21 protein-coding genes are annotated in these 20,277 nt (G+C 50.6%); 16 read left to right on the plus strand and 5 right to left on the minus strand.

Going from position 1 to position 20,277, the window contains the following annotated elements; genetic code table 11:
* Nucleotides 1-21 precede the first annotated feature (21 nt).
* The 3 genes from dapE (at nt 22) to PsAD46_RS05360 (ending at nt 2,738) form a co-directional block, all read left to right on the plus strand.
* Complete coding sequence (gene dapE, locus PsAD46_RS05350; RefSeq protein WP_063306325.1) at nt 22-1,191, plus strand: succinyl-diaminopimelate desuccinylase; 1,170 nt, start codon at nt 22-24, stop codon at nt 1,189-1,191.
* A 24-nt stretch (nt 1,192-1,215) separates the two neighbouring features.
* The gene (locus PsAD46_RS05355; protein WP_057464174.1) at nt 1,216-1,824 is read left to right on the plus strand and encodes a hypothetical protein; all 609 of its coding nucleotides are present in this window, start codon (nt 1,216-1,218) and stop codon (nt 1,822-1,824) included.
* A gap of 95 nt (nt 1,825-1,919) precedes the next feature.
* A complete protein-coding gene (locus PsAD46_RS05360; protein ID WP_063306326.1) occupies nt 1,920-2,738 on the plus strand; it encodes a DUF2189 domain-containing protein in 819 nt (272 codons plus the stop codon).
* 65 nt (nt 2,739-2,803) lie between these two features.
* On the opposite strand, the gene truA is transcribed toward PsAD46_RS05360, so the two are convergent.
* From truA to def, 4 genes are all read right to left on the minus strand, one after another.
* On the minus strand, nt 2,804-3,634 hold the full coding sequence (truA, locus tag PsAD46_RS05365; RefSeq protein ID WP_063306327.1) for a tRNA pseudouridine(38-40) synthase TruA: 831 nt from the start codon (nt 3,632-3,634) through the stop codon (nt 2,804-2,806).
* A 152-nt stretch (nt 3,635-3,786) separates the two neighbouring features.
* Nucleotides 3,787-4,326 carry an N-acetyltransferase gene (locus tag PsAD46_RS05370; RefSeq protein WP_057464171.1) on the minus strand — a complete coding sequence of 180 codons (540 nt, stop codon included), beginning with the start codon at nt 4,324-4,326 and terminating at the stop codon, nt 3,787-3,789.
* 55 nt (nt 4,327-4,381) lie between these two features.
* On the minus strand, nt 4,382-5,320 hold the full coding sequence (gene fmt, locus PsAD46_RS05375) for a methionyl-tRNA formyltransferase (RefSeq protein WP_208981696.1): 939 nt from the start codon (nt 5,318-5,320) through the stop codon (nt 4,382-4,384).
* Between the two features lie 139 nt (nt 5,321-5,459).
* Nucleotides 5,460-5,987: a peptide deformylase gene (gene def / locus PsAD46_RS05380; protein WP_063291349.1), complete on the minus strand. Its 528-nt coding sequence runs from the start codon at nt 5,985-5,987 to the stop codon at nt 5,460-5,462.
* A 232-nt stretch (nt 5,988-6,219) separates the two neighbouring features.
* Between def and rmuC the strand changes: the two genes are divergently transcribed.
* A complete protein-coding gene (gene rmuC, locus PsAD46_RS05385) occupies nt 6,220-7,443 on the plus strand; it encodes a DNA recombination protein RmuC (protein ID WP_208981678.1) in 1,224 nt (407 codons plus the stop codon).
* Nucleotides 7,444-7,447: 4 nt separating this feature from the next.
* On the opposite strand, the gene PsAD46_RS05390 is transcribed toward rmuC, so the two are convergent.
* Nucleotides 7,448-8,365, minus strand: a complete 918-nt coding sequence (locus PsAD46_RS05390) for a LysR substrate-binding domain-containing protein (RefSeq protein ID WP_063306330.1) — start codon at nt 8,363-8,365, stop codon at nt 7,448-7,450.
* A 172-nt stretch (nt 8,366-8,537) separates the two neighbouring features.
* Between PsAD46_RS05390 and PsAD46_RS05395 the strand changes: the two genes are divergently transcribed.
* From PsAD46_RS05395 to PsAD46_RS05450, 12 genes are all read left to right on the plus strand, one after another.
* Complete coding sequence (locus PsAD46_RS05395; RefSeq protein WP_063306331.1) at nt 8,538-8,963, plus strand: VOC family protein; 426 nt, start codon at nt 8,538-8,540, stop codon at nt 8,961-8,963.
* A 10-nt stretch (nt 8,964-8,973) separates the two neighbouring features.
* Nucleotides 8,974-9,972 carry a carbon-nitrogen hydrolase family protein gene (locus tag PsAD46_RS05400; RefSeq protein WP_063306332.1) on the plus strand — a complete coding sequence of 333 codons (999 nt, stop codon included), beginning with the start codon at nt 8,974-8,976 and terminating at the stop codon, nt 9,970-9,972.
* A gap of 255 nt (nt 9,973-10,227) precedes the next feature.
* A complete protein-coding gene (locus PsAD46_RS05405; RefSeq protein WP_063306333.1) occupies nt 10,228-11,226 on the plus strand; it encodes a carbon-nitrogen hydrolase family protein in 999 nt (332 codons plus the stop codon).
* 89 nt (nt 11,227-11,315) lie between these two features.
* Nucleotides 11,316-12,260, plus strand: coding sequence for a glyoxylate/hydroxypyruvate reductase A (locus PsAD46_RS05410; protein WP_063306334.1), 945 nt, complete (start codon nt 11,316-11,318; stop codon nt 12,258-12,260).
* A 132-nt stretch (nt 12,261-12,392) separates the two neighbouring features.
* A complete protein-coding gene (locus tag PsAD46_RS05415; RefSeq protein ID WP_063306335.1) occupies nt 12,393-12,608 on the plus strand; it encodes a hypothetical protein in 216 nt (71 codons plus the stop codon).
* A 108-nt stretch (nt 12,609-12,716) separates the two neighbouring features.
* Nucleotides 12,717-13,229, plus strand: coding sequence for a prepilin peptidase (locus PsAD46_RS05420; protein WP_063306336.1), 513 nt, complete (start codon nt 12,717-12,719; stop codon nt 13,227-13,229).
* Between the two features lie 230 nt (nt 13,230-13,459).
* Nucleotides 13,460-14,239, plus strand: coding sequence for a Flp pilus assembly protein CpaB (gene cpaB / locus PsAD46_RS05425; protein ID WP_063291356.1), 780 nt, complete (start codon nt 13,460-13,462; stop codon nt 14,237-14,239).
* A 103-nt stretch (nt 14,240-14,342) separates the two neighbouring features.
* Nucleotides 14,343-15,701: a type II and III secretion system protein family protein gene (locus PsAD46_RS05430; protein ID WP_208981679.1), complete on the plus strand. Its 1,359-nt coding sequence runs from the start codon at nt 14,343-14,345 to the stop codon at nt 15,699-15,701.
* 11 nt (nt 15,702-15,712) lie between these two features.
* A complete protein-coding gene (locus PsAD46_RS05435) occupies nt 15,713-16,447 on the plus strand; it encodes a CpaD family pilus assembly protein (protein ID WP_084404346.1) in 735 nt (244 codons plus the stop codon).
* Between the two features lie 11 nt (nt 16,448-16,458).
* Nucleotides 16,459-17,739 carry a CtpF protein gene (locus tag PsAD46_RS05440; protein WP_063291358.1) on the plus strand — a complete coding sequence of 427 codons (1,281 nt, stop codon included), beginning with the start codon at nt 16,459-16,461 and terminating at the stop codon, nt 17,737-17,739.
* Between the two features lie 41 nt (nt 17,740-17,780).
* A complete protein-coding gene (locus tag PsAD46_RS05445; RefSeq protein WP_063291359.1) occupies nt 17,781-19,262 on the plus strand; it encodes a CpaF family protein in 1,482 nt (493 codons plus the stop codon).
* Nucleotides 19,255-20,274 carry a type II secretion system F family protein gene (locus tag PsAD46_RS05450; RefSeq protein ID WP_063291360.1) on the plus strand — a complete coding sequence of 340 codons (1,020 nt, stop codon included), beginning with the start codon at nt 19,255-19,257 and terminating at the stop codon, nt 20,272-20,274. Before PsAD46_RS05445 ends, PsAD46_RS05450 begins: the two co-directional genes overlap by 8 nt.
* Nucleotides 20,275-20,277: the final 3 nt, after the last annotated feature.

Raw genomic sequence — 20,277 nt, forward strand, 5'->3', positions numbered from 1 at the left:
AGCACAGCTAAATCTCGAGGCATGACTGATACGCTTTCTCCTGCGGTACAGATCTGCCGCGACCTAATCCGCTGTCCAAGTGTCACCCCAGCTGAAGGTGGTGCTCTCACCACGCTTGAAAAGCTGCTCGCTGACGCCGGTTTCAACGTCTCCCGCGTGATGTTCTCCGACGAGAACACGCCCGACATCGAGAACCTGTTTGCAACCATTGGCTCTGGCAAACCACACTTCGTGTTTGCAGGCCACACTGATGTTGTGCCAGTTGGAGATGAAGCAGCCTGGACCCACGGTCCGTTCGACGGCACCATCGCAGATGGCATGCTTCATGGCCGCGGAACCGCAGATATGAAAGGCGGCGTAGCAGCGTTTGCCGCTGCAGCAATCGACTACGTTAAAGCGCATCCAGATGGAATTCCCGGCCAAATCTCCTTCCTGATCACAGGCGATGAAGAGGGACCGGCAATCAATGGCACTGTTAAACTGCTGGAATGGGCCAAAGAGCAGGGACACGTTTTCGATGCCTGCATCGTTGGCGAACCAACCAATCCGGATGCATTGGGAGATGCGATCAAAGTTGGCCGTCGCGGATCTTTGACAGGCACAGTAAAAGTTAACGGAACCCAAGGCCACGTTGCCTATCAGCACCTTGCGGACAATCCGGTCCCGGGCATGCTCAAACTTCTGAGTGCGGTTGCTGAGGTTGAGCTGGACAAAGGCAATGAGCGATTCCAGCCATCCAATCTGGAAATCACCACGGTTGATGTCGGCAACACCGCAACCAACGTCATTCCAGCCCACGTCATGGCGAAGTTCAACATTCGCTTCAACGATCAGTGGTCTGTCAGCTCTCTGAGCCAGCACATTGAGAAACTTCTGAATGATGCGGCCCCGGACGGTCTTGACTGGAGCATTGAGTTTGCCAGAGAAGCCACCGACAGCTTCCTGACACATGATGAAGCGTTGATCCAGACCCTATCCAATTCCATCAAGATGGTCACTGGTCGCACACCAGAGCTGTCTACAGGCGGCGGAACTTCAGATGCACGCTTCATCAAGAATTACTGTGCTGTAGTCGAGTTCGGCCTTGTTGGTCAGACCATGCACAAAGTTGATGAGCACGTTGCTGTGGCTGACATCGAGCAGCTCGCAGACATTTACCTCCGCTTCCTGCAAGATTACTTTCAGGCATAAGCTAATAAGGAACAGGGTGTTGTGATGGTTCTTGGCACACAGGAAATTCGCCAGTCCTGCATTGCATCCTGGAGGATTATGAAGGGCGAGACGGAAGCGTTGCAGCAGTTTGATCTGTCTGCAGATGGCTTCTGGCGCTCCTTTCTGGTCATCTTCCTTCTGCTTCCGTTTTATCTGCTGAGCCTGATCGCAGAGCATGCGTTGATGGTTGAGCATTTCACCACGCAGGGACAAGAGAGCACTGAGATGGTTGCTGGGGGCTTCCAGCTGTATTTCGGTAAGTTCCTCTCCCTGTTTGTCGACTGGGTCACATTCCCGATCGTTGTTGGGCTTCTCGCTGGATCGTTAGGGCTGAAACGCAACTACGGGCCATACATCATCGTCCGCAACTGGAGCACGCTCATCATCCTGCTCCCGCAGACGCTGCTGTATCTGCTTTATATGGCGGGGCTCATTCCCTCAGAACTGCTGATCATGTTGACCTTCCCGATCATCGGGTGGGTGCTGTGGTACAGATTCCAGATTGCCCGTGTTGCAGGGGACTGCAGCTTCTCAATCTCGATTGGTCTGGTGGTTCTGGATCTGGTGCTTTCCATCCTGATCAGTGCGTCGCTTGACCGACTATTTGCGTAATAATACCTATTTTTCACGCACCCCTTTAAATTTTCAGTAGCGCTCATCCCAGTTTCCGCGCACACTTAACGTGGAGGAAAATTGGGAGGGACGGAATGTCAGACAATCATCTGACTGTGCCTGCGGGTGCGCAAAACTCACAGCACAAACTGGCGAAACCGATCGTGCGTCAGGTTACTCTGGAGGATATAACAAGCTCCCTGAAGCTTGGAATTCTGGACTTTGTGAAGACGCCGGTTATTGGCCTGACCTTTGGTGCCTTCTTTGTCGTCGGAGGGGTACTGGTCACGCTGCTCTCGTTCTGGGTGGACATGAGCTACATCAGCTACCCACTGGCCTGTGGCTTCTTGCTTCTGGGACCATTTGCAGCTTTGGGGCTCTATGAGGTTTCCAGACGACTGCAGACAGGCGAGACACCGCGCATGAGCGGCCTGTTTACGCTGATGTGGGAGCAACGCCGCGGCGAAATTGCCTGGATGGCCTTTGTCGTCATCTTCATCCAGTTCCTATGGATGTTTAAGGTCCACCTGTTGCTGGCCCTCTTTTTGGGAATGCAGGGCTACGGCACATTTCTGCAGTTTGCGCAGACGATCTTTGAGACCTCTGATGGTCTCCTGTTTCTGTTGGCTGGTCACCTTGTCGGAGCGTTTTTCGCCATGCTGCTGTTCGCAGTCAGTGTGGTGTCATTCCCGATGCTGCTGGATACAGAAGCGGATTTCGTGACTGCAATGATCACAAGCTTCAAGGTGGTGACGGGAAGTCCGGTGATCATGGTGGGCTGGGGATTGCTCATCACAGCGATATTGATGGCTTCAATGATCCCTATGTTTGTCGGCTTGCTGGTTACATTGCCAGTGCTCGGCCACACTACATGGCATCTTTACAAACGGGTCGTGTCATTCGAAGAAAAGTAAGGCCTTGTGTAACCGGAGGTGGACGGCCTCCGGTTTCCTAACGACTTAACGGATTGAAGAGAGACTTAATCTTCTTCATCCGCTGGGGCTTCATCAGCGCCAACGTTTTTCAAGCTGTCCTGATAGGCAAGGAACGATGCTTCATCCTCTTCTGGACTGCGATAATCGACCTGCGTAAGATACAGCCCCTCAGGCACAGCAACAGGCCCGCACGCTTGTCTGTCACAGGCTTCCAGTGCCGCTCTCAGATCGTCCTTAGTCCAGCGGCCTTCACCCACAAGACGAAGGCTACCCACCATGGAACGAACCTGATTGTGCAGGAATGAGCGGGAGCTGCATTCAAGGAAGACATGATAGCCTTGACGATAAACGCAGATGCGTTCCATCGTCTTCCACGGGCTCTTTGCCTGACAACGCGTATGGCGGAAGGTCGTGAAATCATGATGACCCAGCAGCACTTGCGCAGCGTCGTTCATGGCCTCCGCATCCAGCTCAGGCTTCACATGCCATGCCAGCCCAAGGTCGTGTGTCAGCGGCTCAAGACGGTTTGCGATCTTAAAGCGATAATGACGGCGGATTGCTGAAAACCGGGCGTCAAAGCCCAGACCTGCCTTTTCACAAGCCAGAATAGCAACAGGGTCCGGTTGCGCATGAAAGTTCAGCGCATTCTTCACGGTTTCCGCAGGCCAATCCTTTGCAAGATCCAGATGCGCCACCTGTCCGGTCGCATGCACACCAGAGTCCGTGCGTCCGGCACCACCAATGGTCACTGTCTCACCCGTGAAGGACTTGATTGCGCGCTCAATAACACCCTGGGCTGTCGGCCCGTTGTCCTGACGCTGCCAGCCAACAAAAGGGCGTCCGTCATAATCAATGGTAATTTTGTAACGCGGCATTCTTGTTCTTTGCAAAGGTTAGGCAAGCAGACTGTAAGCCAGTTTGCAGGGCGTGAGGCAGGCATGAACCTGCAGGATATCTCTGAAATTTTGCGCTGTACTATCAGATTTGAATGGGCAAGGCCAGACCCGACAGCGAGGCGTAAAGGAACCTACTCGAACTCTCGGAAAGGTGTGGCATAGGTAACTTCAACCGGCAGGTCTTCTCGTCCTGCTTGCGTAAAAGGCAATGCCATGAAGATTGGCCCGGCATATGGTCCTTGCACCTTCTTGGCCAGTTCGCTGTCAAAACCAAAGCGGGAGTAGTAATCAGGAGCCCCCAACACCAGAACCAGGTCTTCCCCCAGTCCCTGCAAGTCATCCAATGCTTCCTGAATGAGCTTTGTGCCAACGCCTTTGTTTTGAGAGGATGGATCAACGCAAACCGGTGCAAGACAGCTGATTTTCAGGCGGTGTCCTTCTCCCGTTCCCGTCACACGGGAAAATGCAAGGTGGCCGAGCAGCTTGCCGTCATCGTCTGTCGCAATCCGTTCAAGAACCAGCGCACCACAAGCACGCAGTCGCTCAACCAGGCGTCCTTCGTTGCTCTGCCCAAAGGCTTTGACGAGCAAAGACAAAATCGCAGGCTCGTCATTCTTTTCAGGCGTACGGAGACCAACTTGATCCTCTCCAATCTGGTGGAACTCAACCATGATGCCTCCGTGCTTCCTGATGTTTCTTAAGAAAAGCCTATCTGATTAAACAGGGTTAGGAAACCGTGTCTCCAGCACTAAGCTTAGAGCCACGTAAAAATTCATCAGCAGACATCGCCTTTTTGCCCGCCCGTTGAACCTGAACCAGCTTGATAGCGCCAGAACCGCACGCAATCGTCAGCGTGGTCTCATCAACAACCAGGACCTCTCCAGCAGCGCCAGAACCTTCAGCGACACTGCTGCGCAGGATTTTCACGCGCTCAGAGTTCTTGCCGCCCAAATCCATCTCACACCATGCGCCGGGGAATGGAGAAAGGCCGCGAATGTGATTGTGCACCTGCTCAGCTGGCAAAGACCAGTCAATGCGCGTCTCGCTCTTCTGGATCTTCTTGGCGTAGGTCACGCCCTCTTCAGGTTGAGGTGTAGACCCAAGGCCGCCACGAGACAGAGCAGACAGCGCACGCATCATCAAATCGCCGCCCAAAGCAGACAGACGGTCATGCAGCTCGCCTGCTGTCATGTCTTCAGTAATCGCAACGGTTTCAGACATGCACACAGGGCCAGTATCCAACCCTTCTTCCATCTGCATCACCTGAATACCGGAGGCTTTGTCACCAGCCATGATCGCCCGGTTAATCGGGGCAGCACCGCGCCAGCGTGGAAGCAAAGAGGCATGGCCATTCAGACAGCCGTGCTCAGTGCCTTCTAAAATGGCTTTTGGCAGCAACAGGCCATAGGCCACAACAACAGCCACATCAGCTTCAAACGAGCGGAACCGTTCCTGTTCCTCTTCGCTTTTCAGGGAGGTTGGCGTGAAGACAGGAATGCCAAGGCTTTCAGCAGCTTCATGCACCGGCGTCTTCTTCAGCTCCATACCGCGTCCGGCTTTGCGTGGGGGCTGCGAGTAACAAGCGACCACATCCCAACCTTGCCCGACAATCTCAAAGAGAGTTGGAACGGAGAAATCAGGAGTACCCATAAAGATGACGCGCAATGACATAGCTGACCTGCCTGGCTTTAATTCTTGTGTTCCAGACTTAATGCGTCAGCTGGTAGGGAAGGACAAGGAAAAAACAACAAAAAAAGCGGCTCTCCAAAGAAGGCCGCTTATTCCGGTTGCAGTACTGAGTTGATCAGGCTTGTTTTGCCTGCTTGATCATCTTCTTCACGATCCGGTCACGCTTCAGTCGGGACAGGTAATCGATGAACAGCACACCGTTCAGGTGGTCCAGCTCATGCTGAATGCAGGTGGCCAGCAAACCGCCAGCTTCAATTTCCTGCTTCTCGCCTTCAATGTTGAGGAAGGAAACGCGCACTTCGCTTGGCCGCTCAACATCCTCATAAACGCCAGGGATGGACAGGCAACCTTCCTGATAAGTGCTCTTCTCCTCAGATGACCATGTGATCTCTGGGTTGATGAACACCATTGGCTCTTTCTCAACGGAATCGTCTTCTTCGCTCTCGCGCTCTGCAACATCAAGAACGAACATGCGCTTTAAAACACCAATCTGACTTGCTGCAAGGCCAATGCCCGGCGCGTCATACATGGTCGCCAGCATATCGTCGGCAAGTTTTCTGATTTCGTCGTTGATGTCTTCAATCGGAGCGCACTTCTCGCGAAGGCAGTTTTCCGGGACAAATTTTATCTCGCGAATCGTCATAATTACTTTTGAAGTTGTTCTCGTTGCAAAGCTGTCTGCTCAACGTGAGGCCAGCTGATAGTGTTGTTTAGGCTTCATATCCTCTTATGAGAACTTTGCCAAGCCGTTGACCATAGGCTTTTGGCTAGCAGCATTTAATGGATACTCCCCATCAATTGAAGGATGTGGGTTGCAGTGCATCCAAGAAAGCTGAGAGGTATCGCGGTCTTGCAAAGTGTTCTATGTTTGTTTCATGGAACAGACAGTCTTCACATACGGTGCATTCACCCTCTCATATATTCAGGCAACCATAGTTACTGGAGGCCTTTTTTTCCTTTTGCTGCTCATCTGGATCATGAGCCTGCGGGCAAAACTGAACAGAGTGCGTGGTACATCGGTGCTGGAGCAAAAGCGGGCAGAGGATACCGAAGCTGCCTTGGCAAACCTAGTGCGCTCTCAGGGTGAAATGACAGGCCGCATGCAAACCATGGCGGAAGTGTTTGGCTCCCGTCAGTCAGATCTCATGCGTGTGGTGAATGATCGTCTGGATGGTCTTGGAAAAACGCTGGGTGCCTCTGTTCTGGAAACCCATCGTCAAACCCATGCCAGCCTCACGGGCCTGCAAGAACGTATGGCACTGCTCGACAAAGCGAATAAAACCATGGGTGAGCTGGCAGGGCAGGTGACTGACCTACAGATGGTTTTGAACGACAAACAAACCCGCGGCGCATTCGGTCAGGGGCGTATGGAGGCAATCATTGATGACGCCTTGCCTCCAACAAGCTTCTCGTTTCAAAGCACACTCTCCAACCGCTCCCGACCCGACTGCCTGATCCATATGCCCACAGGCGCTCCACCGCTGGTGGTGGATGCCAAATTCCCGTTGGAAGCTTTTGCCGCAATCAAGGATGCCGAAACCAAGCAAGACTTGAAAGAAGCTGCTGCTCGCTTCCGAAAGGATATCTCCAAGCATCTGGAAGACATCGCAGGCAAGTACTTGCTTCCAGGTGAGACGCAGGACACAGCGCTGATGTTCGTTCCCTCCGAGAGCCTTTTTGCGGAGATCCACGAAGGCTTCCCGGACCTGACGCAGAAAGCCCACCGCCTGCGCGTGGTCATCGTATCGCCGTCTCTGCTTGTCCTTGCTGTGCAGGTGATCCAGTCTGTGCTGCGCGATGCCCGCATGCGTGAACAGGCTCACTTCATTCAGGCTGAAGTTGGTAAGCTCCTGCTGGATGTTGGCCGTCTGACGGAGCGTGTCTCCAAACTGCAAAACCACTTTGCGCAGACCAACAAGGATCTGGACCAGATCATGATCTCAGGCGACAAAATCGGTAACCGGGCTCGCAAGATCGATGAGATGCAACTGGGCGGCAAAGCAACAGACCACGTCTCATCATCCGTCTCTCAAGCCCCACAAACAACACACCTGGCAGAAGATGAGTTGCCATCACCCTTTCAGTTTGATCGGCGATAAGCAGTTACTCGATCTGTAGTAGATGATCACGCAAGGCAGCCACGGCCGGACGCCTCCAGGCAGCTGAACTCCCAACGATGTAATAGGTGTTCCCTGTCACATGCCGTGCAGGGACTGGCTCGATCAGCGTTCCATCTGCCAGATCTTTCTCAATCAGCAATGAAGGAAGCAAGGCAAGGCCAAGCCCCTGACGTGCCGCCTCCAGAACCATGAAAAAGTGCTCAAAGGAGAGGGAGGCATCTCCGGGCAAGTAACTTGAAAGCTTATGTGCCTCCGCCCAGTATTCCCAACTGCCAAGCCGGGTGGAATGAATGAGGCGGGGCAGACCCAGAAGGTCTTTTATACTCTCCGGTTTTGCTTCTCCCAAAAGGCTTGGGTGACAAACCAAAACCATCTCTTCATCACAAATCCGGTGGCTTTCCAGAGCAGGCCAACTGCCACGCCCAACAGTAAGCGCCACATCCACACTGGATGGATCCCAGTTAACTGGATCCTTATGACCAGCTGAAAAGTCGGCTGGAATGGTAACAAGATCAACGCTGATGGCGGGATAGGCCCGCTTAAAGCCTTTGATCCGTTCCATGAACCAGAGATTGCCGAGTGAGGGCAGCGTGCCGATACGCAGCTGACCAGAGACAGAACCCTTCAGCTCATGCTCAAGATCCTCCACCAGTTTCAACGCGTTCTTAGCCTTCTGGCTCAGCAGCAACCCATCTTGAGTAAGTGCTAGCGTTTTTCCCTGACGGGAAAACAACACCAACCCCAGCTGCTCTTCTAGATTCTGAATGCGGCGGGATACAGCCCCTTGCGTGATGCCAAGCTCCCGTGCAGCGCGAGTAAAGCTCCCATGCCGTGCTGCTGCATCAAAAACAGGAAGAACGGCAAGGATCTGCGAAGTGATCGAAAGACTATGTCGGCTCATACTATGAGTTTAACTCATGTCTATGTGACTGTCATTGGTCTATCTATGAGGTTTTACGTAGTTTAAAACAACTCCAACATGAGTTTTGGGTATAGAGCCTATTCTAGGTAAGTGGCCCTCAGTGCCCCTATCAGAATACGGATTCTCGTTTGAAAGTAAGGTGAGGCTGAACATGGCGCGTCCATTCCATCTGGCATTTCCGATTGATGATCTGGAACAAACCAAAGCGTTCTACATGGGCGTGCTTGGATGTAAACAGGGCCGTGAACTTGAAGGCAAATGGGTCGATTTTGACTTGTTTGGACACCAGATGTCCGCCCACCTTCGTGAAAAATCACAATTTCCCCTTGGAGTCACTAGCGTTGTTGATGGAGATGCAGTTCCCATTCCTCATTTTGGCGTTGTTTTGCCAATGGATGAATGGAAGACGCTTGCTGATCGACTGAAAACACATGAAACTATTGAATGGTTGCTGGAACCGAAAATCAGGTTCGAAGGGCAACCGGGAGAGCAGGGAACTTTTTTCATCAAAGATCCCTCGGGCAATGCTCTCGAATTCAAGGCATTCGCCAGTGACTCTGACATTTTCGCAACCTGAGTAGATCCCCATGGAAATTTTAGAAGCAACACATACAACACAAAACCCTGCCGAATCTGACCGGATCAAAGTCGCGCTCGCACAGATCGCTCCGGTCTGGTTGAAGCGAGAAGAAACACTGAAAAAAGTGGCTGATGCAGTAGAGCTCGCAGGCAAACAGGGCTGTCAGCTTGTCACCTTCGGCGAAGCACTGGTCCCGGGCTACCCGTTCTGGATTGAACGCACCGACGGGGCACGTTTCAACGATCCAAAGCAAAAAGCGATTTACGCGGAATACCTTGAGCAAGGCGTAGTGATTGAAGACGGCCATCTCGATGGCATCTGTGCGATTGCCAAGAAATACAACATCGCTGTGTATCTCGGTGTCATGGAGCGTGCTGCAAACAGAAGTGGTCATAGTCTCTATTGTTCGCTGGTCTACATCGATCAGAACGGTGAGATCGGCTCCTCGCACCGCAAACTGCAACCAACCTTCGAGGAGCGCCTTGCCTGGGCGCCGGGGGATGGCAACGGCTTGCGTGTTCATCCGCTGGGCCGCTTCACCGTGGGTGGCCTCAATTGCTTCGAAAATTGGATGCCTCTGTCTCGCGCTGCCCTTTATGCGCAAGGAGAAGACCTTCACGTTGCCGTTTGGCCGGGTGGGCGACACAACACCGAAGACACAACCCGCTTTGTTGCCAAAGAAAGCAGAAGCTATGTGATCTCAGTCTCTGGCCTCATGCGCCCAACAGATTTCCCGGAAGACACGCTGGAACTTGCCAAGATCCTTGAGAACAGCGATGACTTTCTCGCAAACGGCGGCTCCTGCATCTCTGCGCCAGATGGGTCTTGGGTTGTTGAGCCGCAAGTCGGTAGGGAAGTTCTGATTACAGCAGAATTGGACCATGCCGTGGTGCGTGGTGAACGCCAGAACTTTGACCCAACGGGCCATTACAGCCGACCAGATGTGACACGCTTGGTCGTTGATCGGAAGCGTCAGCAACTCGCGGATTTCATCGACGCTGAATAAAATTAAGTACTCAGGAAGATTGATTGGGGCAGGGTTTTGATTAGCTTAGGTTTTGTCTCTCAAAAAATTCAGTAAAGTTGAGGGATACGACCAGCTACAGGCACCCCTGCCTCATAGTAAGATCAAGATCTGAAACAACAGAATCTCAAAGCAGGTGGTGCTGACGTGCTTCAGTGCCTGAATGATAGACTCTGTTGTTTGCAGCCCCGCCAAACCCGAGTGTGATCTTCGCATCTGCAAGCTGAGTATTGAATTATGGAAATTTTGAAAGCAACGCATTTATCTCACGACCCGTCCGCATCTGACAAAATCAAAGTCGCCCTCGCGCAGATCGCTCCAGTCTGGTTGAAGCGTGAAGCGACCTTGGACAAAGTGATTGATGCGGTAGAGCTTGCTGGCAAGCAGGGCTGCCAACTTGTTGCATTTGGAGAGACACTGGTGCCGGGCTATCCGTTTTGGATTGAACGCACAGACGGTGCACGCTTCAATGACCCAAAGCAAAAAGCCATGTACGCCAAATGCCTTGATCAAGCCGTAGTGATTGAGGATGGTCATCTGAATGCTGTCTGTGAAGCGGCGAAGAAACACAGCATTTCCGTGTATCTCGGCGTTATGGAGAGGGCAGCAAACAGAAGCGGGCATAGTCTGTATTGTACGCTGGTCTACATCGACCAAAACGGAGAGATCGGTTCTGCGCACCGTAAACTGCAGCCAAGCTATGCAGAACGTCTTGCGTGGGCACCGGGAGATGGCAACGGTTTGCGTGTCCATCCGCTGGGCCGCTTTACAGTTGGTGGCCTGAACTGCGCTGAAAACTGGATGCCCTTGTCACGCGTCGCCCTGTATGCGCAAGGAGAAGACCTGCATGTCGCCGTCTGGCCGGGCGGCCTGCGGAACACAGAGGATCCAACACGTTTTGTTGCCAAAGAAAGCAGAAGCTACGTGCTGTCAGTCTCAGGGCTGATGCGTGCTGCAGACTTTCCAAAAGATACGCCAGAACTAGCAGAAATACTCGAAAACAGTGGTGAGTTTCTCGCTGATGGTGGGTCCTGTATCGCTGCGCCTGATGGATCGTGGGTGGTCGCACCACAGGTAGGCAAAGAACTCCTGATCACAGCAGAACTGGATCACGCCTTGGTGCGGGCTGATCGCCAACTCTTTGACCCGACCGGCCATTACAGCCGACCGGATGTCACACGTCTCGTCGTCGATCGTAAGCGCCAACAGCTTGCTGAATTCGTCGACTCTGAATAAAACAAATCGCAGATTGATATATTACAACGTATTTGTGAGATGGGCCTGCTGGTTCTCAAACAAAAATACGCTCAACAACGGAGTGCCTCATGAACCTGGTCTTATCTCTCAAAAGCTTCAACGAACCTGAGTGGATCGACCGTTTGCAGGCACTTCTTCCCAATCGAAAGATTGAGGGCTGGAACGGCGGCGTCGCTGAGCCCGAAAAAGCAGAATATCTCCTTGCCTGGAAACCGGACCCTGCCGTCTTTTCTGCCCTGCCAAACCTCAAGGTGATCTTTTCACTGGGCGCAGGTGTCGATCATCTGACCTCATTGCCGGAACTCCCCAAGCTCCCGTTGGTCCGGATTGTTGACCCAGACCTCACCAGCCGCATGACAGAGTGGGTGGTCTTCCAAACGTTACTCCACCATCGCCAACATTTAACTTATGCCGCCCAGCAAGAAGCAGGTGTTTGGAATGGACACAGGCAGTGGGCGGCAAAGGACGTACGCGTTGGTATTCTGGGTCTTGGCGAGCTGGGGTTGGATTCAGCAAAGGCCCTCAAAGCGCTGGGCTTCAACGTTGCCGGGTGGTCTCGCTCGCCAAAAGACGCAGACGGCATTGAAAGCTTTGCCGGTGAAGACCAGCTTGAGACGTTCCTTAATCGTACTGACATCCTGATCAATCTGTTGCCCTCAACACCTGCCACGCACAAGCTGGTCAATGCAGAGCGATTGGCCATGTTGTCTCAATCTGGCGCATTAGGAGGGCCTGTCTACATCAACGCTGGACGTGGTGCGACACAGGATGAAGCTGCGATCGACACAGCTTTGACATCCGGCCAGCTCAAAGGTGCCAGCCTTGACGTGTTCGCAATCGAGCCTCTGGCTGACACAAGTCCTCTCTGGCAGCAGAGAAATTGCATCATCACACCGCATGTGGCAGCTGAGAGCGACCCGCAAGCTCTCTCCGAATATGTTGCTCAGCAAATCAAGGGCTTTGAACGAGGTGAAGCGCTCGAGAACCTAGTCGATTTGGAAGTCGGGTATTAAGTTCGCCTGTTTCTTGATGAAACCTTAGTTTAGAGTGCCAAATACCGGAAGAAGTTGAGTGCGCAGATCAATCTAAGGTTTAGCTGCAAGGAGTAGCATCAAACACAACTATAACAATTAAGTTGTGACCTGATGCTCTCCATAATCCGAGGTTTGTTCCAGCGAGATCTGGGCAGCGCGACTATTGAATTCAGCTTCATCTCTGGCCTCATCGCTCTGGCGATTCTTGCCATGGTGTCCGCACCAACGCTCAGCAGTGCCTCTTTTATTGCTAAGAATGCTACATCACAGCCAAACGCAGCCGAGCGTGATCTTCAATTGTGGGAACTGGTGAAGCCAAATAATTAAATTTGTAAATAAATGAATTTTAGCGAGACAAAACTACCAAGTGTTAAGGCCTTCTTTGGAATTACCCTTGCAAAACCATAGCAGGGTATTTGTGGGGGAGATCACGACATGATTGCAAATGGACTATTGATCATTTTTCCATTGCTGCTTGCAATCGCCGCATTCTTTGATCTTTTCACAATGACGATCCCGAACAAGCTCAACCTGATTATAGTCGTTGCCTTTGTCAGTTTGGCCTTCTTATTGCAATTGTCCCTAGTACAGGTTGGCATGAGCTTCGCACTCGGCTTCGGTGTGATGGTTGTCGGCTTCGGTCTGTTCGCGCTCGGTGTTATGGGCGGCGGTGATGTGAAGTTCCTCGCTGCAATCTCTCTTTGGCTCGGTCTCTCGATGAACATGCTGGACTTTATTTTGCTGACCAGCATTTATGGCGGAGCATTAACACTGGTTATCCTGGCCTTGCGTAGGGTTCCGTACTTTCCGCAGTTCATGCAGGGGCAGGAATGGCTCTTAAGATTGCATGACAGAAAAGCAGGCGTTCCATACGGGATTGCAATCGCAATTGCGGGGATTCAGGTGTACCCGAAGACCTTCTGGTTTGCTCAAATTCCAACGTTCTAAGCATTTCGCGAGCAAATCATCTTAGTAAAGTATTAATGTTTTGAACTAGTGTGCTTTCACTGGCGCTAACCTATTGCTGTTCATGCATATTCCTAATTTGACTCTATGCACATAAGTAAAAAATACAAATGTAGTGATGTTACGGAATATTAACTATGTCTTGACAATTTTTGCTCAAATTAGGGTTAACGAATGCTGCTTAGCTAAATCTCTTAGAGGGTGGGTGCCACATGAAGGCCTCCAGATTACTAGTTTTAATTATCGCTTTAAGCGCTGGTGGGTTGGCCGCCTGGCTGAACCTGTCTTCCGGTTCCCGGGAGCAGTCGCCAACCATTGTTGCTCCAGTACAAGAAATTCCATCACTGGATATTCTTGTTGCAGCGCAGGATCTCAAAGTCGGTACATCTCTTACCCAAGGCGATTTAGCTTGGGCCAAATGGCCAGAAGAATCTGTATCTGACGGCGTAATCTTGCGCGGCTCAAGCCCAAATGCAGATGAAGAATTTCTGGGACAGATTATCAAAGCAGCGATGTTCAGCGGCGAACCAATCCGTGCAGAGCGTCTCATTGATACGGACAAAGGCTTCCTGGCAGCGATCCTCCCAAAAGGAAAACGCGCCGTTGCTGTTCCGGTTGATGCAGTCTCTACCGCAGGTGGTTTCATCCTTCCAGGAGACAAGGTTGACGTACTGATCAGCATGCAAGCCAAAAAACGCGAAGACGGCTTCATCAGTGAAACGCTCCTCGAGAATATCAAGGTGCTCGCTATCGATACCACGACGGCCTCTGAAAACAGTGAGAAGGCGATGTCTCCAGACCAGACAGCTACACTGGAACTCTTGCCCCACGAAGCTGAGGCTATCGCTCGCGCAACCCAGATGGGAACTCTCTCGCTCTCATTGCGCAGTGCTGCAGATTCCAGAGACGGTTTGAAGCAACCGCCGCGCGTCAAAGGTGGTGTGAAGTTCGTAAAATATGGGATTGCCTCCCAGTCTGTTAACGGAAATTAGTAGGTAAACTATGGTTTTTCATCGACAAATTAGTCTGGCGAGAAGTTTACCGCAAAAATGCAGCCTTAGTGGTGCTCTCATACAGTTCCTTCTGATCTTTGCGTTGGTTTTAGTTGGGCCACAGATCGCATTCGCTCAAAGCAACTTCGAAGCGACTGTGGAAGTCACCTCTCAGCACCGCGGCAAAGTTCGTCAGCTGAATGTTGGTGAAGGAAGATCTATTGTCCTCAATACAAACGAGGAAGTCCGTGATGTCCTTGTCTCGAACCCAGAAATTGCAGATGCTGTTGTCCGCACCAGAACCCGCGTTTTTGTCTTCGGAAACAAGATTGGCCAGGCGTCACTGGTTCTGTTCGGCAATGGTGGTCGCCAACTGGCATCGTTTAACCTGAGCGTACAGCCTGATCCGTCAGGCCTGGTTGAACTCATCCAACGATTGCTGCCAAACTCTGCAATCAATGCAGACATCGTCAATCAAAGCGTTGTCCTCTCAGGAACAGCAATCTCCGCCCTCGAAGCACAACAGGCCTACGATATCGCACTGAAGTTTGTGGGCAACGATGACAAAAAAATCGTCAACACAATCGCAGTGGCCGAGAAAGATCAAGTACAACTCAAAGTTACAGTTGCTGAAATTGAACGCACGACGATTAAGCAGCTTGGTGTGAACCTCCAAGGCTCACTAAAAATTGGTGCTCTTGATGTCAATTTCAACACGTCGCCTGCTTATAACATCAATCCTTCTGTCGTAAATGCAGGATCCCTGGCAGGTAAGTTAGGGTTCGATGGCGGTACGCTTAATCCCACGATCAAAGCGCTCGAGCGTGAAGGGGTAATGAGAACACTGGCGGAGCCAACACTCGTAGCGGTCTCTGGCGAAAACGCTAGCTTCCTCGCTGGTGGTGAGTTCCCGATCCCGGTTGCTTACGAAGACAATAAGGTAAGCCTTGAGTTTAAACCTTTTGGTGTCGGGTTGGATTTCACGCCTGTTGTTCTTTCCGGAGGACGTATCAAACTGCGAGTTAAAACCGAAGTCAGTGAGTTGAGTTCTGAAGGGGCTGTAAGTATCGCAGGTGCTATTGCCGTTTCTGCACTTAAAGTTCGCCGAGCGGAGTCTACACTCGAGCTCCCTTCTGGAGGAACCTTGGTTATGGCAGGTCTCCTGAAGCAGAATTATGGGCAGGAGATTGACGGGATACCTGGCTTAAAGAATATCCCAATTCTCGGTACCATGTTTAAGAGCCGCGATTATATCAATCGCCAAACTGAGCTTGTAATCTTTGTAACACCTTATGTGGTGAGACCAATAGCCCGCTCACAAGTAGCGCGGCCTGACGACAATTTCGCAGCTCCAAGTGATCAATCTACAATCTTTCTAAACCAATTAAGCCGGATTTACAGGGGAACAGACGCTCCTGTGAAAGGGAATTATCACGGCAAAATTGGCTACATTTACGAGTGAGGACAAGTGAAATGAATACCCTACTGTCACCCACTTTGAAATGTGTACGCAAATTGAGAGAAGCTTCAGTAGTGCTCGGTACTGTTGCTATGCTTGGAGCATGTCAGTCACAACCATCATATGTTGAACATCAGTCGATTGCAGACTTTGATTATCGGAAAAGGCATCCGATTGTTATTACAGAAGCGCCTGAAAATTTTGATATTCCCGTAGCTGGGGAGATGCGCAATTTGAACGGGTCCATGAAAACGGCAGTTGCTGCTTTTGGTAAACAAGCTGATATCGATGGAAATGGATTTGTTGAGGTTTTGGTTCCGTCAGGTTCTGGGAATGAAGCAGCAGCAAAAGCTATTTCCCCTCAGATTCGCACTGCATTGAAAAAAGGCGGAGTAGCCGCAGATCATATTGTTATGAGGAGCTACGCGGTGTCTGACATGGGTGCATCAGCACCAGTCCGTCTTTCATTTATGCGTGTGAAAGGGATTGTGCGTGATTGCGGTAATTGGCCTGATGCGATGATAAGCAATCATCAAAACACAGACTATCACAACTTCGGGTGTGCTACTCAGGCAAACCTCGCTGCGATGGTCGATAATCCGACAGATCTGTTGCGACCACGCCCCTTGGGACCGAATGATCCCTCGAGGACCAATGAGATTTTGGCAAACAACCGATCTGGAGACCTGACTGCAGGTCAGTATGGAGCTGGTGTTGGCACAAACGTATCATCCGTGGCGCAGAACTAGTGGGATAAACTATGAGCGATTTAGCGCAGTTCGATTCAGATGCCTCATCACGGCAAGAAACGACGAGTAAGCTTTCAACTTCTGACTTTCAGTTTGTAAATATTCCGCGAATTTCTGTTCAGGCATTTTGCGTGGATTCGAGAACATCAGAGACGATCCAGAATGCGAGCTTAGATCGCCGGATGTCGAAGACGCATACGATGGTGCGACAAGGTGGTATTCCCGCAGCTGTAGAAACATTTGAAACTGCCGCTACACCTAACTTCTTGATCGTCGAATCGTTGTCTAATCCAAAAGAGATGATCGCTGAGTTAGATCGGCTGGCTGAGTATTGTGATGCTGGGACTAATGTTCTTGTTATTGGGCGCATAAATGATGTCAACTTGTACAGAACGCTCATTAGCAGGGGGGTCGGTGAGTACATTGTCGGACCAATTGATATCCCTCAATTGATAAATGCCATTGGTCAATTTTATGCAAATACTGACGCGGAACCCTTCGGTCGAACTGTGGCTGTAATCGGTGCTAAAGGTGGATGTGGTGCATCGTCAGTTGCTCATAATCTGTCTTGGTCAATTGCGAAAACACTCGATAATGATGTTGCTATTGCTGATTTGGATTTGCCATTTGGAACAGCAGGTTTAGATTTTAATCAGGATCCATTGCAAGGCGTATTGGAAGCAATTGCATCTCCTGAGCGGCTTGATGACACGCTACTGGATCGCCTTCTTGCAAAGTGTAATGACCGTCTAAGATTGTTAGCAGCGCCAGCTACGCTTGATCAAACCTACGATTTTGATACTGAGAAGTTTGATCAAGTTATTGAGGTCATGCAGAAAGGAACGCCGACTGTCGTTCTTGACTTGCCACACACGTGGAACAGCTGGGTTCGGCATATCCTTGCACATGTAGACGAAGTTTTGATTGTAGCCGAGCCTGACTTAGCAAACCTTCGAAATGCAAAAAACCTGGTCGACAGCATTGGTCAACTCCGACCAAATGACACAAAACCATACTTGGTTTTGAACAAGGTTGGCATTCCGAAACGACCTGAAATTAAGCCTGATGAGTTTAGTAGCGCTCTAGATGTGGTTTCTTTAGCGGTAATGCCGTTTGAGCCTGCATTGTTTGGGACTGCATCTAACAACGGTCAGATGATTGCAGAGTTTGATAGCAAACACGCTGTTGCGGGTTTGTTTGAAGAGATTGCGGCCAAGGTCACAGGCAAGGCTGAAACGTATACAAAAAGCAAGTCACTCATCGCATCTCTTATTAGAAAAGTCCGCAAATAGTCCTCTGGTTGATTTTGTGCTGATTTCAAAGGCGGAAGAATATGTTTGGTAGACGTGGCAACGGTGAATTTGGAAACAAAAATCCAAAGTCTGCTCCAATAAATCCTGCGATACAGAAACAGGCAACAAAGCCTGCTGTCCAGGACACACCAAGCACTGCAAAACCTAAGTCGTCTGGCGTCGAAGTTCAGCAGGAAAAGCCCAAAGAAACTGCTCCTGAAACACAACGAACTCAGGAGTACTACGCAACCAAGGCATCGATTTTCAATGCATTGGTGGAGGCAATCGATCTTTCTCAATTAGGCCGGTTGGATCAAGAAGATGCACGTGACGAGATCCGGGATGTCGTCAATGACATCATTGCCCTCAAAAACCTTGTCATGTCGATTTCTGAGCAAGAAGATTTGCTTGAAGATATTTGTAACGATGTGTTGGGCTACGGACCACTTGAGCCGCTATTAGCCCGTGATGACATTGCCGATATCATGGTGAATGGGGCGAACACCATTTATATCGAAACGGCTGGCATGGTGGAGCAAACAAACATCCAGTTTCGCGATAATCGTCAGTTGATGAACATTTGCCAGCGAATTGTGTCTCAGGTTGGTCGTCGTGTAGATGAAGCCAGCCCGATATGTGATGCGCGCCTTCCTGATGGTTCTCGTGTAAACGTGATTGCCCCACCGCTGTCATTGGACGGGCCTGCACTTACAATTCGTAAGTTTAAGAAAGACAAGCTTACGCTCGATCAGCTGGTGAATTTTGGTTCGATTTCGCGTGAAGGTGCTGAGATCCTGGAAATCATCGGCCGGGTCCAGTGTAACACGGTTATTTCTGGTGGTACGGGCTCAGGTAAAACCACACTTCTCAACTGCTTGACGCGCTATATCGATAGCACGGAGCGCATTATCACTTGCGAAGACAGTGCTGAACTCCAACTTCAGCAGCCACATGTCGTCAGATTGGAAACCAGACCTCCAAACCTGGAAGGTGAGGGTGAGATCACAATGCGTGATCTTGTAAAAAACTGTCTGCGTATGCGCCCTGAGCGGATCATTGTCGGTGAGGTGCGTGGCCCAGAAGTCTTTGACTTGCTTCAGGCGATGAACACCGGTCACGATGGCTCAATGGGTACGATTCACTCGAACTCCCCACGTGAGTGCTTGAAGCGTATTGAATCCATGATTGCTCTTGGGGGGTTCTCTCTTCCATCTAAAACAGTACGCGAGATCATTGTTGGCTCTATTGATGTAATTGTTCAGGCTGCACGTTTGAGAGATGGCTCCCGTCGTATCACCCATATCACTGAGGTTGTAGGAATGGAGGGTGATGTCATCACGACACAAGATCTCTTCACCTATGACATCACAGGAGAAGACGCGAATGGCAAAATCATAGGCCAGCATCGCTCTACCGGCATAGGACGTCCGCTCTTCTGGGAAAGAGCAAGATACTTCAACGAGGAAGAGCGGCTAGCCCGCGCGCTGGATGCTTCAGATGTTTCTGGAGGATTACATGGCTGACTTGGATAACTTTTTAGCCTCTCCGCTCGCTGATTATCTGATTACAGCCTTGATTATGGTGAGTGTCGTTGGTGTCACTTTCACACTCTTGATGCCTCTCTTCTCCAAAGACAAGCTTGGGAAACGAAAAGAGGGCCTTGTTCAGAAAAATGGAACTCAACCAAACGGACGGTCTCAGAAGGTTGATGTTACAGCTCGTAGGAAAACCGTTCAGGACCAGCTTAATGCTATGGAGGCAGCGCAAGCTGCCAAGAAAAAAAATGCAGACAAACCGATTTTTGCCGACTGGATTGGGCAAGCTGGCCTATCCTGGTCTAAGCCTAAATTCTATTTCATCTCAGTGGTGTGTGGCTGCATTGTCTTTACTTTAAGTTTTTTCTCCGGGCAGCCTCTATGGATTTCAATTGCTCTTCTTTTTGTGGGCGTGTTCGGGGTACCTCGGTTCTACGTTTCAAGGCGTCGTAAAAAACGGTTCAACCAATTCCTTGATGAGTTTCCCAATGCAGTCGATATCATCGTTCGTGGCATCAAATCAGGCATGCCTTTAGGAGATTGCATGCATATTGCTGCTTCCGAAGCGAAAGATCCTGTTGGGTTAGAATTCTCACTTATACTGGATAAGATGCAAATGGGGATACCACTGGCTGAAGCAATCCAAAACATGCCGAAAAGAGTGCCACTGCAAGAAACAAACTTCCTTGCGATTGTAATTGCTATTCAAGCACAAGCCGGTGGTAGCCTTTCAGATGCGCTCAATAACCTTTCAAAGACGTTGCGTCAGCGTAAAGAGATGAAAGGAAAAATTCGAGCCGTCAGCCAGGAAGCAAAATCATCAGCAGCAATCATCGGCTCTCTACCCTTCTTAGTGACGATCATGCTGTACTTAATCGCACCAAGTTACATTCGCTTACTCGTGGATACAGATATTGGCTTAATTCTCATCGCTGTTGGTCTAACTTGGATGACACTTGGAATCTTGGTCATGCGTAAAATGATTGATTTCAAGATATAGGAG

Source organism: Pseudovibrio sp. Ad46 (assembly GCF_001623065.1).
Taxonomy (GTDB): domain Bacteria; phylum Pseudomonadota; class Alphaproteobacteria; order Rhizobiales; family Stappiaceae; genus Pseudovibrio.